Here is a 13156-nt window from a genome sequence, read left to right as displayed (position 1 = left end):
ATGAGCTACCAGTTGAAAAAGGATGTTGATAAATATGATACAGAAGAAGAAATTTTAGATGAAGTTAAGAGTGGGATTTCCGGAGGATCAGATGGGCCGCGTCTTACGGTAAGGGAATTTCTATACTGGTTTGATGCGCAGAGGCGCGGTCCGAATATTGTTGCATGGATAGATGAGCTTCTTGCGGATCGCCGTCTTACTACGGTGCCGTCTTACAAGACGACGTGGATAGATAACGAAATATCTATAAAAATTCAGCCCGAAGCACCTATTCAAAAGGGGAGTGACGCTGAAAACGATGTATTAGTTGAGGTAGGGGACCCCGTCTTACGCATTGGATCACTTCCATCGGCGAACATGGAGTTAATATCAGTCTCTCCTGACGACCCAATATCAAGGGCCGTCTCACTTATGATGTTCCACGATTTTTCCCAATTGCCGGTTCTTACTTCGCCACGCGAAATTAAGGGAGTGGTAAGTTGGCGACATGTCGGCGAACGGTTGAGCAGCGGCGCAACTGTCCAATCGGTGCAAGACTGTATGGGGACTCCAGTTGTTGTTAGTGATGCAGATTCATTCTTTTCTACTTTACGGATTATTGTTGAAAATGAATATGTATTCGTCAGGCGACAGGATAGAACAATCGGTGGAATAGTCACGACAACAGATTTAGGTTTGCAGTTTAGGCAGCTTACCGAACCATTCCTATTGATTAATGAGATTGAGAACCAAGTGAGAGGGATTCTCTTCCGTTGGGTGAAATTTAGTAAAGAAATTCTGGGAGAGGCGCAGATCGCCAGGCCGGCGAAATCGTTTCATGATCTAACGTTTGGAGAGTATATAAGGATTTTTGAGAACAAAAAAACGTTGCCTGATCCGTTTCCAATGAATATTGACCGAGTACATTTATGTAAAGTTTTGAATGACGTACGGGAGATTCGAAATGATATCATGCACTTTAGTCCCGACCCTACTCCGGCGGACGCGATTCTTAAGCTGCGGAGATTTTCGTCATACATGCAGCGACTCCAGGCGATGATCTAGTTTATGACCGCAATCGTCGAAATCCACGTGACCTGCCCGACGCTCGAGGTCGCGCGCGAATTGTCGCATGGGCTTCTCGACGGCCGGCTTGCCGCCTGCTGCAATATCGGCAAGGAGGTGGACAGCCGCTATCTGTGGCAGGGCAAGAAGGAGCGGCACGACGAATGGCCGTTGACGATCAAGACCCGTGCCGATTTGTTCGATGCTTGCTGCGAGGCGATCCGCACGCATCATCCCTATGAGACGCCCGCGATCGTCGGTTTTGCCGTCGACCATGTGGACGTGGCGACCGCCGAGTGGATCGCCGAAGTGACGAGAGCCTGAGATGACCACACGCATCGAAGACCGATTCCGCGCGCTGGCCGAAGAGGGGCGTCCCGCCCTCGTCACCTTCGTCATGGCGGGCGATCCGGACCATGACACGGCGCTCGAGATCGTCAGGGCGCTGCCCGGCGCCGGCGCCGACATCATCGAGCTTGGCATGCCGTTTTCCGACCCGATGGCCGACGGTCCGGCGATCCAGAAGGCCGGCCTGCGCGCCCTGAAGGCCGGCGAAAGCCTGAAAAAGACCCTGGCGATGGTCGGCGCCTTCCGCGAAAGCGACACGACGACGCCGCTGATCCTGATGGGCTATTTCAACCCGATCTACGTCTACGGCGTCGAACGCTTCGTCCAGGACGCGCTGGCCGCCGGGGTTGACGGTCTGATCGTCGTCGATCTGCCGCCCGAGATGGACGACGAGCTCTGCCTGCCGGCTCTCGACAAGGGCCTCAATTTCATTCGCCTCGCGACGCCGACCACCGACGACAAGCGCCTGCCGGCGGTTTTGAAGAACACCTCCGGCTTCGTCTATTACGTGTCGATCACCGGCATCACCGGCTCCGCCGCGCCCGACGCCACGAAGGTCGCGGCCGCCGTCGGACGCATCAAGGGCCACACCGACTTGCCGGTCTGCGTCGGCTTCGGCGTGCGCAGCGCCGAACAGGCTCGCGAGATCGGCCGGGCGGCGGACGGCGTCGTCGTCGGTTCCGCGCTGATCAACGCCCTTGAGGCGTCGCTGACCGACGGCCGCGCGGGAGCAGGCACGGTAACGGCGGTCACCGATCTGGTGCGCGATCTCGCTGGCGGCGTTCGCGCCGCCCGTCTTGCGGATGCCTGACCGCGCGACCATCTGCGAACAACCCTTGTCAATCGGAACAGCCGCGCCGTGAACTGGATCACCAACTACGTCCGCCCCAAGATTTCCAGCCTCCTCGCCACGCGCGAGGTGCCGGAAAACCTTTGGATCAAGTGTCCGGAGACCGGCGAAATGGTCTTCCACAAGGATCTGGAGGCCAACCAGTGGGTGATCCCATCCTCGGACTTCCACATGCGCATTCGCGCCAGGGACCGGTTGAAGAGCTTCTTCGACGACGGTGTTTTCGAGACGATCGAACTGCCGAAGGTGGCGCTCGACCCGCTGAAATTCCGTGACTCCAAGCGCTATGTCGATCGCCTGAAGGAGTACAAGGCCAAGGCTGAGATGGACGACGCCGTGATCGCGGCGCGGGGCGTGATCGAGGGCCTGCCGATCATGGCGATCGTCCAGGATTTCGCCTTCATGGGCGGTTCGCTCGGAATGGCGGCTGGCGAGGCGATCATTCGGGGCTTCGAGACCGCGATCGCGGAAAACCGGCCGCTCGTCCTGTTCGCGGCCTCCGGCGGGGCACGCATGCAGGAGGGCATCCTGTCGCTGATGCAGCTGCCGCGGACCACCGTCGCGGTGGAGATGCTCAAAGAGGCCGGGCTGCCCTACATCGTCGTCCTGACCAACCCGACGGCCGGCGGTGTGTCGGCATCCTACGCGATGCTGGGCGACGTCCATATCGCCGAGCCGGGCGCGGTGATCGGTTTCGCCGGCGCCCGCGTCATCGAGCAGACGATCCGCGAAAAGCTGCCCGAGGGGTTCCAGCGGGCCGAGTATCTCATGGCCCATGGCATGGTCGACATGGTCGTCCATCGGCACGAACTGAAGGCGACGATCGCGAATTTGGCCAAGCTGTTGACCAAGACGCCCGTCGATATGGCGGCGCGCATCGAGGATGAGGCGGAACCGACAGTCGAGCCCGAGACTATGCCGTCCGAGCCGCAGCCGGCCGCCTGAATCAGTTTTGCATCCGCTCATGCTCTCGCGTAATTCTCATCCATGACCACGACCTCACTGGCCACGACAGAGATCGAGTCCCTGATGCTGAAGCATCCGAAGGGCTTTGACCTGTCGCTCGACCGTATTCGCCGTCTGCTCGCCGATCTTGGCGACCCGCAAAACCGTCTGCCGCCGCAGATTCACATCGCCGGAACCAACGGCAAGGGATCGGTCACGGCCTTTTGCCGGGCGATCCTGGAGGCCGACGGCCGGGCGACTCACGTCCACACCTCGCCGCATCTGGTCAATTGGCATGAGCGTTATCGGATCGGCCGCTACGGCCAGCCCGGCGCGCTTGTCGACGATCGGCTTCTGGCCGACGCCGTCGTGAGGGCCGCGGCCGCCAATGGCGGGGAAATGATCACCGTCTTCGAGATCCTGACGGCGGTCACCTTCCTGCTGTTTTCCGAGCAGCCGGCCGATGTCGCGCTGATCGAGGTCGGCCTCGGCGGACGCTTCGATGCGACCAACGTCCTGGAAAAGCCGGCCGCGACCGTGATCACCTCGATCTCGCTCGATCACCAGTCCTATCTCGGTGATCGTGTGGAGCTGATCGCGGCGGAAAAAGGCGGCATCATCAAGCCGGGCGTGCCGGTCATCGTCGGTCAGCAGGGCGAGACGGTCGCGCTGGACGTGCTCACCGCGATGGCCGATCGCGCCAACGCGCCGGTGCTGGTCTATGGCCAGGACTTCTTCGCCTATGAGGAGCATGGCCGGCTCGTCTATCAGGACGATACGGGGCTACTCGACCTGCCGATGCCGCGGCTTCCGGGCCGCCATCAGCTGATCAACGCGGCGACGGCGATCGCCACGCTCCGCCATGCCGGCTTCGGCCCGAGCGACCAGGCGATCGAGACGGGTCTGTCGAATGTGGAATGGCCGGGCCGCATGCAGCAGATCGCTTCGGGTCCACTCTATCGCGCTGCCTTTCCGGGCTCCGAACTCTGGCTCGACGGCGGCCACAATCCCGGCGCGGGGTCGGCGATCGCCGAAACCCTCGCTGACATGGAGGAACGGGTTTCGCGACCGTTGTTCCTCATTGTGGGGATGATCAACACTAAGGACCCGATGGGGTTTTTCGCGTCCTTCGCCGGGATCGCCCGGCATGTCTTCACCGTGCCAGTCGAAGCGTCCGACGCGGGCATCGATCCGAACGAACTGGCCGAGGCGGCGATCGCTGCAGGGCTCGACGCAGAGCCCTGCGCGACGGTTGAGGAAGCCATCCGCCTGGTCTCGTCGGCCTGGGACAGCGACCGGGCGCCGCNCAGGGCTCGACGCAGAGCCCTGCGCGACGGTTGAGGAAGCCATCCGCCTGGTCTCGTCGGCCTGGGACAGCGACCGGGCGCCGCGCTTTCTCGTTTGCGGCTCGCTCTATCTGGTCGGGGACGTGCTGGCTCAGAGCGGCCTCGCGCCGCGCTGAGGACCCCGGCCCGCCGGCGCCCAGCGGGCATCGTCGTGGAAGCATGGCCGCTTCGGAGGGCGAGGCGGCCCGGTCGATCGTGGAAAGAGAGGGAGAGGACAATGGAGATCAAGCGTCGCGGGTCAGTACCGACCCGGCGGGTGCCGGCCAGCTATTTCACCGGCACGGTCTGGCAGGACCCGATCATCGAGGCGCCGGAGCCGGCGCGCCTGCGGGCGGTCGTGGTGATGTTCGAACCGGGCGCCCGCACCGCGTGGCACACCCATCCGCTGGGACAGACCCTTTATGTGACCGCAGGAACCGGCCGGTTCCAGACTTTTGGCGAACCGGTCCAGACGATCGGCGCGGGCGACGTCATCTGGATTCCGCCCGGCGAAAAACACTGGCATGGCGCCGGGACGGAAACGATGATGACCCACATCGCCATGCAGGAGGCGAAGGACGGCGTCGCCGTCGACTGGCTGGAGCATGTCAGCGACGAGGAATACGCCGCGGCCTGACGTCGCGTCGAACAGAACCGCTACATGAAAAAAGCCCGGACAATCCGCCCGGGCTTTTTTCTGATTCACGTGAAACGCGCGAGGTTGGGGACGCTCAGGCGGCGCCCTTGATCCAGTCGACGAGCTTCGACTTCGACTGCGCGCCGACCTGGACGGACGCCGGCTCGCCGTTCTTGAACATCATCAAGGTCGGGATCGAGCGGACGCCGAACTGAGCGGCGATGTCCGGGTTCTCGTCGATATTGACCTTGGCGATCCGGACATTGTCCATTTCGTTGGAGATTTCCTCGAGGCTCGGCGCGATCATCTTGCAGGGGCCGCACCACTCCGCCCAGAAGTCGACGACGACGGGCTTGTCGCTCTCCAGAACGTCGGTCTTGAAATTGTTGGTGTCGATCTTTGTCGTGGCCATCAAGCGGCTCCCAAAATCCTTGTTCGAGACACAGGTAGAAGGGGTGGTCCGCCAAATCAAGCCGGCGGTGCATCCTCTTGACGCTGCGTTGCGGCGGTGGCGACGGTGCTGCGCCGCGCGATGAACGCGTCCATGAGGCTCGGCGCGAGCGCGATCAGCAGCGGCGCCTCGGTAAACACCAGCGCGGCCTCGATCGCATGGGCGGGATAGAGCGGCTTCAGCAGCTCGCGATAGAGCGCCAGCTGCAGGATGTAAGCCGGCGCGACGGCGTCCAAAGTCCGGGGCGGTGGGCGATTGGTCTTGTAGTCGACGATCAGGACCTTGGTGTCCGTCACCGCCAGCCGGTCGATGGTACCGTTGACGCGATAGGTTCGGCCACCCAGTGAAATGTCGCCCGCGACCGAGACCTCGGCCCGGCTGCCGGCCGCGAAGATCGGGGCGAATTCCGGCTCGGCCATCACGCCAAGCGCCGATCCGATCAGCTGATCGTGATCGCGCGGGCTCATCTCGGGGGCGCCGAGCGTCACATAGCGGCGGGCCGCTGTCTCCCGTTCGTCGGGCGCGATGTCGGGCAGCACCTGCAACAGCTTGTGGACGATAAGGCCGCGGCGAATCGCGAAAGAGGGCTCGCCCGAACGGCCGCACCCTTCGCCCAGCACCGGCGAGACGAAGGCTTGCGCTTCGCCGGCCGCCAGCGCGTCGGAACTGAGCTCCGCGGCATCGCCGGCCGAGGATGGCGAGAGCGGTCGTGGCGGCAGGATCTCGGGCGGCAGCGGCGACAGGTCGAGCGGCCTCGGCGCTGCTCCCCGATCGGTGCTCGCGACCGTCAGCTTGTCGCCGGCACCACGCGAACCGAAGCGCCATGCGGTGACCCCGTCCTCGGCGTCCGTCACCTCCTCGCAATCCTGCCGCAGCGCCGCCTGGACCCGCTGCAGCCAGGAATTTTCGTTCGGGCCGCGCACGCCCGCGACGCCGCAGACGACGAGACGGTCCGCCGCGCGGGTCATGCCGACATAGAGCAGCCGCCGGTATTCCTCTTCGGCGCGAAGCTTTTCCGCCTCCTTCAGCCCCGCGATCGCGTCGTTTTCGAGTTCCTTGGCGGCGCGCCAGAGGAAGCCCGGCGCCTGGCCGGGATAAAGCCCCGGCATGCCCAGCCATTCCATCAGCCGCGCCCCGTGGACGTGGGAAAACGGCGCGGAGCCCGGATCGACCAGGAAGATTACCGGCGCTTCCAGACCCTTGGAGGCGTGGGTCGTCATGATCCGGACCTCGCCGCGGCCCTGCTCCATCTCCCGCTTGATCTGCGGCGGGTCGGCGGAAAGGGTCGCGAGAAACGCGTCGAGGCCGGTTTCGCCCGCCTCCTCGGCGCCGAGCGCGAGATCGAGAAAGGCGTCGATGACCTCGCCGGCGTCGGCGCCGAGCCGCGCGGTCAGCCGCGCCCGTCCGCCCTCGGGGCCGAGGAGGCGCGCATAGAAAGCGAAGACCGTCTCGAAGCCGGCGCGGTCGCGCAATTCCTCCAGCTGCGCCAGCGCCGCCCGCGCCTTGGCCATGAAGGCGGCCGTCGTTTCCTTCGGCACGAAGTCCGGAAGGCGCGCCGTGCCTGTCTCGCCGCACAGGCGCCGCAGCCCGAGCGACAGCGGCTCGCGCGGCTCCCGCGACAGCGCGAGCGCCATCAATTCGTCGTCGGAAAACCCGAAGAACGGGCTCTTGAGCACTTCGGCGAGCGACAGATCGTCATCGAAATTGACCACCGCGCGGCCGAGCGCCATCAGATCCTTGACGGCGATATGGTCGGTGATCACCAGCCGGTCGGCCCCGGCGACGGGAATGTCGGCGTCCCGCAGGGCTTTCGCCATCGCCTCGACGAAGCCGGAGCGCTTGCGCACCAGGATGATGATGTCGCCCGCCGTCAGCGCCCGCCGCTTGCCCTTGTGGACGATCGGGTCGCCGAGCCATTCGCCGATCTGCCCGGCGATCCGCCGCGCCAGACGGTTGCTCGGCGAATTCTCCGGTTCCTCGTCGACCGGTTTCAGCCAATCGCGCGGCTCCTCACGCTTTTCAGCCTGATAGACCGGCCAGATCTCGACCAGCCCCGGCCCGTCGTCGCGCGCCGTCTGGTGCGTCGGAGGAAGGTCGTCGGAGGATAGTCCCTGGCGGTTGTCGGCGTCGGCAAAAACGCGATCGACCGCGTCGAGCACATCCTTCGCCGTGCGGAAGGACTGGGTCAGCCGCACCGCCTCGAAGCTTGCCTGCGCGGCCTGCGCGCTCCCGCTCATCGTCCGCTGCTCTTCGGCGAACTTCGCCGGATCGGCACCCTGGAAGGAATAGATCGACTGCTTCTCGTCGCCGACGGCGAACACCGTCCGCGTGACCTCGCGGCTGCCTTCACCGGCGAAGAACTCGTCGACCAGCTGGCGCATCACCTGCCACTGGCGGGGACTGGTATCCTGCGCCTCGTCGATCAGCACATGGTCGATCCCCTGGTCGAGCTTGTAGTGGACCCAGGCCGAGGCCTCGGCGCGGGTCAGGAGATCGGCGGTCCTGACGATCAGGTCCTCGAAATCGAGCTTGCCGCGCCGGCGCTTGAGGATGGCGTAGTCGCGCTCGAACGCGTCGGCAATGACCAGCGCCGCCGCGCTCGCCCGGAACAGACGAACCGAGGCGAGGCGGTTTTCCATGGAGAGCACATGGTCCGCGAGCTGCTGAAGGCGGTCGGCAAAATCCTCGAAGAAATCGGTGACCCATTTGGTGGCAACGCTTCCCGGCTTGTAAGGCCCGCCGTCCTTCTTGAGGCAGAGGGTTCGCAGCGCCTCGAAGTGCGCCCCATCGCTCTCCGCATCCAAAAGCGCATTTAACCGATCGACCAGCTTCTTGTCGGTCGCCTTCGGGCTGGTTTCGGCGACCGTCAGGACGTCGCGGCAAAACGCTTCGTCGAAGCCCGGAGCGGGAACGGCGTCGGCCAGGATCGCCGCTTCGTCCTCGTCCGGCGCAAGGCCCAGCGCCGAACGCAGCAGGGCGAGGGCGCCATCGAGGCCGCCGGCCGCGTCGATGTGCCGGCGGATCGCGTCGCGCTTGCGGACGATCTCGCCGATCAGCTGATCGAGGCCCCACTCGCCGGCCAGCGACAGGGCCGTGGCAAAGGCTTCGGCGAGCGGGAGCGCCTCATTGGCGTCGTCCTCGGCGCGGCTTGCGCCAGTGATCAGCCGGCGGCGGGCCTCGCCGAGCAGAGCGGCGCTCCCGGCGTCGTCGAGCACCTCGAAATGGCCGGGAACGTTCGCCTCCAGCGGGAACTGATGCAGGATGGACTCGCAGAAGGCGTGAATGGTCTGAATCTTCAGCCCGCCCGGCGTTTCAAGCGCTTCTGCGAACAGGCGCCGAGCAGCACAAAGCCGGGCGTCTGACGGCGGTGTGCCATCGAGCTTGGCCAGTTCCTCACGCAGCGCGGCGTCCTTAGCTGTCGCCCATGTCGCCAGCCGGCCGAACACCCGTGTCGACATCTCGGCGGCCGCCGCCTTGGTGTAGGTGAGGCATAAGATCTTCGACGGCTCCGCTCCGGCGAGCAACAGCCGCACCACCCGCTCGGTCAAAACGTGGGTCTTGCCCGAGCCGGCATTGGCCGACACGAAGACCGAGCGGCTCGGATCGGCGGCGATCTGTTGCAGCCGGCTGGTCTCGGCGATGCCGACAAACTGGCTCATGCGGAAACCTCGCCGCCCTCGTCCGCCCCGATCGACCATTCCTGCGCCCGCGCCAGATGGTCGTAATCGCCGGAAAAATCGCCCGCCAGAAACGGCCGTGTGCGCGAGGTGAAGGCTTTCGCCTCGTCGCGGAAGGCAGCGACCAGCGCGCGAAACTTCGCCAGCGCCTCGTCGGAGAGGGCGTCCGGGTCGACCGGCTCGCCATTGCGCCCGCCATCGGTGGCGAGCCGGTCCTCCGTCAGCGCCCGTTCGCGCAGCCGGACATAGACGAGGTCGGAAATCCGCGAGACCTTTCCCGCGTCCGCGAAGGCGCCGAGCTTCGCCATCGCGCCCTCCAGCGGCAATTGCGGGGCAAGCAGGGCGCGGGCCTGGGACACCGAGGGATTGGCCCCGGTCTTGAAATCCAGGATCTCGACCGAGCCGTCGGTGAGGAGATCGATGCGGTCGGCAAAACCGGTCAGCCGCGTCGACAGATCGGTGAAGTCGAAGCGCCCGCCGGCCTCCGCGTGGCGGGTCGCGACCCGGTCGGCGCGGCCGCGCTCCCAGACGATGTAGTTGTCCGCCAGCGTTTCCATGCGCGGCCACCACACCGCATCGATGTCGGCCGGCAGCGCCTCGGCGTCGAAGCGCTCGCGGGCGATCGCCAGAAGCCGCGCCACGGCGTCTTCGGCCAGCGGGTCGTTGCCGTCGATGACGAAGCGGGCGAGAATTTCGTGATAAAGGCTGCCGCGCTCGGCCGCGTGCGGGTCGCGCATCAGATCGGGCAGCGGCTCCAATCGCAGGATCTTGCGCGCATGGATCGCGTAAGGGTCGCGGATCAGCGTCTCCACATCGGTGACCGAATAGCGCGTCGGGCGGTCGGCGAGCGGCGGCCTCGGCTCCGGCCGAATCGCGCGGGGCACCGGCGCCGCCACGTCGAGCTGGCGCGCATGGGCGAGAAACGGCGCGCCCGCTTCCCGCAGTCGCGCGGTGCCCGCGTCCCCGGCGAGCGTCAGGATGCGCTGCAGCCAGCGCGAGGCGATCGCCGGGGCGCCGCCGGAGCGCCGGGATCGCGACAGGACGACACGCTTTGCCCCCATCGCCATCCAGAAATCATGGGCGGCGAGGCCGATGCGCCGCTCCGGCGGGTCCAGCGCGATCTCCCGGCGCATCAGCCGCGACAGGAAGGCGCCGCTCTTCGCCCCCGCCGGCCAACTGCCCTCGTTGAGGCCGCCGAGCAGCGCCGTGTCGACGCTCTGCAGCCGTGCTTCCAGCGTGCCCCAGACGAAGGCCCTGGCGGACAGGCCGCCGCGCGGTTGCACCGTCTGACCGGCGATCAGCGCCGCCATGACGTCGCCGATCTCTCCGGGCGCGAAGCCGAAACCGGTCTGTGGCGCCTGTACCAGCTCGGCGAGGAAGTCGGTCAGCGCTCGGCCGGCCTCTTCCGCATAGAGCTCCGAGGCGTCGCCCTCGGGGTCGGCGGCGAGCGCTTCCAGACACTGGGTGAGCGCCACCGCATAGGCGGCGATCTCGCGTTCCTCGCCGCCGCGCAGCGCAGTCAGCGGTTCGAGCGCGCGTTCCAGATGGTCGGCCATCCTCTGCGCCAGATCGCGTTCCGCCTCGGGCAGATTCTTCACCGGCCGCGCCACGTGGCTGTCTTCCTCGACCGTCGCCCGCCGCTCGCGCATGATCGCGCCGAGCCGCGCACCGTCCGCCACCCCGACCGAGCCGCGCAGCGCGATCATCTCGATCGCCCGCGCCGCGCGCCGGGCTTCGCCGCCACCGAGGCCGAGCCGGGTGAGCGGATGCTTGAGCAGCGAGACGAGCGCGATCGGATCGCCCGGCGACAACGCCACGGCGATGGCGGTCGCGAGCAACGTCCCCGGCGCCGTCGCGGCAAGCGGGGAGCCGGCCGAATCATTCGCCGCGATGCCGAAGCGGGACAGCTCGGCGACAACGCGGCGGGCGAGATTGCGGTCCGGCGTGATCAGCGCGGCCCGCGCCGTCGGGTCGGTCAGCGCGTCGCGCATGGCGACGGCGAGCGCCAGCGCCTCCTCGCGGGCATCGCCCGCCTCGATCAAGGCAAGGCCGGCGAGCGCCTCGGGGCCGTGCCGTGCCGTCGCGCCGCTCCAGACGTCCGTGGTTTCGGCCGGGCGCAGGGCGTCGGCGAGATACGCCTCGCGCGCCGCCAGCGCCGGATCGAGCCCGTCGCCGAGATGATCGACGCTCTCCGGCGCCAACGAAAAGCGCGTCAGGATCGTCTTCAGCCCGTATTGCGGATGGCCCGGCGCGGCGACCGAGGCGGCGCGCGAAATCGCCGCGAAGGTCTCCGGCTCCAGATGCCGATCGAGGCCGGGCAGCACCAGCGCGCCATCCGGCAGATGCGCGATGGCGTGCATCAGGTCGAGCGTTGCCGGCGCCGTGGCGGTGGAGCCGGCCAGAATCACCGGGCCGCGCGCGCCGCCGCTCCGCAGCCGCTCGGCTTCGGCGCGGAGCCAGGCATTCTTCGCCGCCGCCTCGCTGACCTGGCCAGTGGCGGCCAGTGCCTTCGGCCAGGCCTCGGTGACGATCGACAGGAAGGTCAGCGTCAGCCGCCACCAGTCGGCGAGGGCGTCGGGCGCGAGCGTCGCCAATTGCGACAGCGAGGTTCCCTCGGTTTCGACCTCGTCGAGCAGCGCGCCGAGGTCGCCCGCCAGCCACAGCGCGTCGGCGGCCGAGGCCGGCAGCACCGCGTCTTCGCCGATCAGCGCCTGAAAGGCGCCCCGGTCGGTCATGGCGCGCCAGTGCCGGGCGAGCCGGGCGAGATTGAGCCGGCGTTCCAGCGCCCCCATCGCCGGCTCCAGGCTCGGCCCGGCGGGCGAAAACAGACCGGTGTCGTCGCCCTCGCCGATCGGCCGGATGGCGGGCAGGATGGCGCTGCCGCCGGCTCCGGCCCCGCCCTCGACTGACGATCGCGCGCCGATCGCCACCGCGAATTCGGACGCCAGCGCCCGCGCCGCGCGGCGGGTGGGGACGTAGATGGTCACATCCGCCAGCGCCAGCGGTTCGCCGTCATAGCGAAACGAGGGGACCAGCCGGCCGGCAAGCACCGCCTCTGCCAGCGTGGTCAGGAAGGGCCGGCCTGGCGGGATCGATAGGATGCGCGCGTTCATCGCGGCACACTAGCGGGGATGGCGGCGATTCGTGAGGGGGGCGCGCTTGTACACGCCAACAGGTGGAGCCAGTATTAGAGCAACCGACGCCGCTTCTTCACTTTTAAGCATGTGATTCGAAGGAGCCCACATCATGACGGGCTTTCATTGGTCGCAAACAGGAAGGATTTTCATGTGGCTGTCTCGCTTGGGCCTATTGAGTTCGACGAGGAGGTGATCAAGCGGCAGCTGCGTCGTGACCTCCTAGATGATTGGTTTCCCGATCCTCGCCGCTTCGAGGACATGCTCGACACCGACCATATTGAGTATGTGCTCTCCGAGAATTTCCGCAAGAATGATGGAGTTTACCGTCCAGAACCTCGCACACTCCTGAATATTCCTAAGAGCAATTTTACGCTGCGCTATGGCCTCGAAATCAGCCTGGCGGAGCGTGCGCTTTATCATGCGCTCGCCTCCCGGCTGGTGCCCTTCTATGACCCCCTGATACCTTGGAATGTTTTCAGCCATCGCGCATCCGAGGATCCTTCCGGCCGCTATCTGTTTCGGCGCGCCATCCCATCATGGCAGGATTTCACCGGTGTTGTCCGCGACGCGCTTTCTGATTCCCAGGTTTTGCTGTCAACGGACCTCACCAACTATTTCGAGAACATAAATCTGAGTGTCGGTCCACAAAGAAGTTGAATGATATGAATCGTTTGTGATTCCATGCTGTTGATTTGATTCGACGAGGGCATGGAAGCGATGTGGACGAAAGCAAACCGCGGGA

Annotated in this window: 9 protein-coding genes and 1 pseudogene; 7 read left to right on the top strand and 3 right to left on the bottom strand. The window is 65.7% G+C overall.

Annotated features, from left to right (window positions below):
* The 6 genes and pseudogenes from VQ045_RS18010 to VQ045_RS17985 all read left to right on the top strand — a co-directional run bounded on the left by VQ045_RS18010 (position 1) and on the right by VQ045_RS17985 (position 5149).
* Positions 1-1044 carry a CBS domain-containing protein gene (locus VQ045_RS18010; RefSeq protein ID WP_331831077.1) on the top strand — a complete coding sequence of 348 codons (1044 nt, stop codon included), beginning with the start codon at positions 1-3 and terminating at the stop codon, positions 1042-1044.
* A gap of 3 nt (positions 1045-1047) precedes the next feature.
* Positions 1048-1368, top strand: a complete 321-nt coding sequence (gene cutA, locus VQ045_RS18005; protein WP_327648101.1) for a divalent-cation tolerance protein CutA — start codon at positions 1048-1050, stop codon at positions 1366-1368.
* Position 1369: 1 nt separating this feature from the next.
* Entirely contained in the window at positions 1370-2203 is an 834-nt protein-coding gene (gene trpA / locus VQ045_RS18000; protein ID WP_327648099.1) for a tryptophan synthase subunit alpha, read from the top strand.
* A 48-nt stretch (positions 2204-2251) separates the two neighbouring features.
* Positions 2252-3187: an acetyl-CoA carboxylase, carboxyltransferase subunit beta gene (gene accD / locus VQ045_RS17995; protein ID WP_331831076.1), complete on the top strand. Its 936-nt coding sequence runs from the start codon at positions 2252-2254 to the stop codon at positions 3185-3187.
* 42 nt (positions 3188-3229) lie between these two features.
* Positions 3230-4649: pseudogene (locus VQ045_RS17990) on the top strand (bifunctional folylpolyglutamate synthase/dihydrofolate synthase).
* A 101-nt stretch (positions 4650-4750) separates the two neighbouring features.
* On the top strand, positions 4751-5149 hold the full coding sequence (locus tag VQ045_RS17985) for a (R)-mandelonitrile lyase (protein ID WP_327648094.1): 399 nt from the start codon (positions 4751-4753) through the stop codon (positions 5147-5149).
* Between the two features lie 94 nt (positions 5150-5243).
* Here VQ045_RS17985 and trxA read toward each other — a convergent pair whose 3' ends face one another.
* Genes trxA through addB form a run of 3 tightly spaced genes read right to left on the bottom strand, consistent with a single transcriptional unit; the run spans position 5244 to position 12390 of the window.
* The gene (trxA, locus tag VQ045_RS17980) at positions 5244-5561 is read right to left on the bottom strand and encodes a thioredoxin (protein WP_327623593.1); all 318 of its coding nucleotides are present in this window, start codon (positions 5559-5561) and stop codon (positions 5244-5246) included.
* Between the two features lie 56 nt (positions 5562-5617).
* On the bottom strand, positions 5618-9259 hold the full coding sequence (gene addA, locus VQ045_RS17975; RefSeq protein WP_331831074.1) for a double-strand break repair helicase AddA: 3642 nt from the start codon (positions 9257-9259) through the stop codon (positions 5618-5620).
* Positions 9256-12390 (bottom strand): double-strand break repair protein AddB, encoded by a 3135-nt coding sequence (addB, locus tag VQ045_RS17970; protein WP_331831073.1) that lies wholly within the window; start codon positions 12388-12390, stop codon positions 9256-9258. The genes addA and addB overlap by 4 nt, the downstream gene beginning before the upstream one ends.
* 174 nt (positions 12391-12564) lie before the next feature.
* On the opposite strand from addB, the gene VQ045_RS17965 reads away from it, so the two are divergent.
* Complete coding sequence (locus VQ045_RS17965) at positions 12565-13071, top strand: hypothetical protein (protein WP_331831072.1); 507 nt, start codon at positions 12565-12567, stop codon at positions 13069-13071.
* The last annotated feature ends 85 nt before the right edge of the window (positions 13072-13156 follow it).

This window comes from Aurantimonas sp. E1-2-R+4 (genome assembly GCF_036549515.1).
Lineage (GTDB): Bacteria > Pseudomonadota > Alphaproteobacteria > Rhizobiales > Rhizobiaceae > Aurantimonas > Aurantimonas coralicida_A.
This window is presented reverse-complemented; position numbering and strand designations above follow the sequence as displayed.

Excerpts from the sequence above, each read along its gene's own strand:
- VQ045_RS18010 (WP_331831077.1), top strand. The coding sequence starts at position 1 with ATGAGCTACCAGTTGAAAAAGGATGTTGATAAATATGATACAGAAGAA.
- cutA (WP_327648101.1), top strand. The coding sequence starts at position 1,048 with ATGACCGCAATCGTCGAAATCCACGTGACCTGCCCGACGCTCGAGGTC.
- trpA (WP_327648099.1), top strand. The coding sequence starts at position 1,370 with ATGACCACACGCATCGAAGACCGATTCCGCGCGCTGGCCGAAGAGGGG.
- VQ045_RS17985 (WP_327648094.1), top strand. The coding sequence starts at position 4,751 with ATGGAGATCAAGCGTCGCGGGTCAGTACCGACCCGGCGGGTGCCGGCC.
- trxA (WP_327623593.1), bottom strand. The coding sequence starts at position 5,561 with ATGGCCACGACAAAGATCGACACCAACAATTTCAAGACCGACGTTCTG.
- addA (WP_331831074.1), bottom strand. The coding sequence starts at position 9,259 with ATGAGCCAGTTTGTCGGCATCGCCGAGACCAGCCGGCTGCAACAGATC.
- addB (WP_331831073.1), bottom strand. The coding sequence starts at position 12,390 with ATGAACGCGCGCATCCTATCGATCCCGCCAGGCCGGCCCTTCCTGACC.